Origin of the sequence: Rhodanobacter sp. C06, from assembly GCF_002001105.1 — a bacterium.
Classification (GTDB): domain Bacteria; phylum Pseudomonadota; class Gammaproteobacteria; order Xanthomonadales; family Rhodanobacteraceae; genus Rhodanobacter_A.
The window spans coordinates 1-1,110 of sequence record NZ_MUNP01000006.1 but is presented as its reverse complement, the minus strand read 5'-3'; the positions used below and the strand labels follow the sequence as shown (position 1 = coordinate 1,110).

General features: G+C 65.3%; 1 protein-coding gene. It reads right to left on the bottom strand.

Annotated elements, in window-relative coordinates; all coding sequences use genetic code 11:
* Positions 1-70: 70 nt before the first annotated feature.
* Entirely contained in the window at positions 71-1,039 is a 969-nt protein-coding gene (locus tag B0E52_RS00005) for an IS5 family transposase (protein WP_077480477.1), read from the bottom strand.
* Positions 1,040-1,110 lie beyond the last annotated feature (71 nt).

Sequence of the window (1,110 nt, the reverse complement as noted above, 5' to 3'; positions counted from 1 at the left end):
GCCCGCGAGCCCCATTCCATGTTCTTCGTGCCGCCGCCAGCCTTTTCAGGCCACGGCGGACGCAGCAACCCTATCTCGGTTGCAGCAGTATCCCGCGCGCCATCCATAGGTTGACCAGCGCAAACAGCGTCTTCACCTGCGCGCCGTTCTTCGCCAGCCCTTTGTAGCGCACCTTCACGTAGCCGAACTGCCGCTTCAGCACCCGGAACGGATGCTCCACCGCCGCACGGATCGAGGCCTTGGCGTGTTCCAGTTCCTCGGTGATCTCGCGCAGCTTGGAGTCGTCGATAGCCTTCACCACGCTGCGCTTGGCCGCGATCCAGAACTTCCGCCCACGCTTCGGCGCCCGTTTCTCGGCCCCGATGTAGCCGGCATCGCCGAACACGTGCCGCTCCTTGCCGTGCAGCAGGTTCGCCACTTCGGACACGTCGGCCACGTTCGCCGCCGTGCTCACCACGGTGTGCACCAGCCCCGTCGCTTCGTCCACGCCGATGTGCGCCTTCATCCCGAAATACCACTGCTGGCCCTTCTTCGTCTGATGCATATCGGGGTCGCGCGCCTTGCCCTTGTTCTTCGTCGAAGGCGCCGCGGCAATGATCGTGGCGTCCACGATGGTGCCCTGCGACAGCTTCATGCCGTGCTGCTTTAGGTGCTCATTCACCGCGGCGAACAGCGGCTCGGCCAGGCCGTGCCTCTCCAGCAGATGCCGGAACTTGCAGACCGTCGTCTCATCCGGCGCACCTTCCTGGCCCAGGTCGATGCCCACGAACCGTCGCATCGCCGCCGAGTCGTACAGCGCTTCTTCCACCGCCGGGTCGGACAGCGCGTACCACTGCTGCAGGAAGTGGATGCGCAGCATCCGCTCCAGGCCCACCGGGCGGCGACCGCCGCCGACCGGATCCTTCGGGTAGTGCGGTTCGATCACCGCGCACAGCTGCGCCCAAGGCACCACCTGATCCATTTCCGCCAGGAACACGTCGCGCCGCGTCGCCTTGCGGTGCCGTTCGAAACCGGCGTCGTGCTCCATCGACAGGCTCATCTGCTTCGGCGTCATCGCGTAACATCCGTCCTCAGGTCGAGCTTCGACCACGGGGCAAAATCAGAGTTTCC